1 protein-coding gene is annotated in these 864 nt (G+C 44.6%); it reads left to right on the top strand.

Translation table 11 applies throughout. The features are described from left to right. Positions 1-281: 281 nt before the first annotated feature. Positions 282-864, top strand: a 583-nt coding sequence (locus AAA943_RS21780; protein ID WP_338226528.1) for a hypothetical protein, incomplete at its 3' end; no start/stop codon positions are given.

Below are 864 nucleotides of genomic sequence, written 5' to 3'. Positions count from 1 at the left end.
GAACAGGTACATCGATTACTTCTGCAAAATATGACGGATACAAGGAATATGTAGCCACATCAGGTATAACCCTCCAACCCGGATTTACTATGAAGGCAAGCGGGAATCAAAGTTTTGTTGCCCGAATCGGGACAGCCACCTCTGGAGCTGCAGGAGCCTAGCCTACCGATGAGGGGGAAATTTTAACTGTAAATTATTATGACAGCTACCAGTTTCTTACTGGGTTTAGCTACGTTTCTCCTTCACCGACTTACATTAATTTCAGTACGACGGCAAGCAGTTTGGTAAAAGGTCGACAAACAGGCAAAAAGGTAAAAAATCTGGAAACGGGGGAATTTTATACCACTGCGATATACTACGATGACAGGGGTAATGTCATTCAGACTCTGACTCAGCAGCAGCTGGGCGGAACTGTCCGTACCTCTACGGCATACAATTTTGAAAATCAACCGACCCAGACCTTGACAGCCAATAGTAATGCTGCAGGGCAGGAAGTACACCGACGATACTATTACAACGCAGCCGGACTGCTTTCGTCGGTCAAACATAAGCTACCGGGGCAGAATGAACGAGTTGTTGCTCAAAATACCTACAACAATCTTGGGCAATTGACAAAGAAAAGGTTTCCTGAAATCAGTAATGATACCCTTCAGAAGTTTCAGTATAATATCAGGGGTTGGTTGACCACAATCGGAAGTAATGTCCCAAATGTTTACAAGCAGACCAATTACTACGAATCAGGGGGAACGGTCAATAACTGGAACGGGAATATTTCCAGAATTACCTGGTCAGGATCTACGGGTGCAGGAAAGCAACGCACCTATAATTATACCTACGACAAAGTAAACCGCATTACAGCAGCCA

Source organism: Algoriphagus confluentis (genome assembly GCF_036245625.1).
Classification (GTDB): domain Bacteria; phylum Bacteroidota; class Bacteroidia; order Cytophagales; family Cyclobacteriaceae; genus Algoriphagus; species Algoriphagus confluentis.
This window is presented reverse-complemented; position numbering and strand designations above follow the sequence as displayed.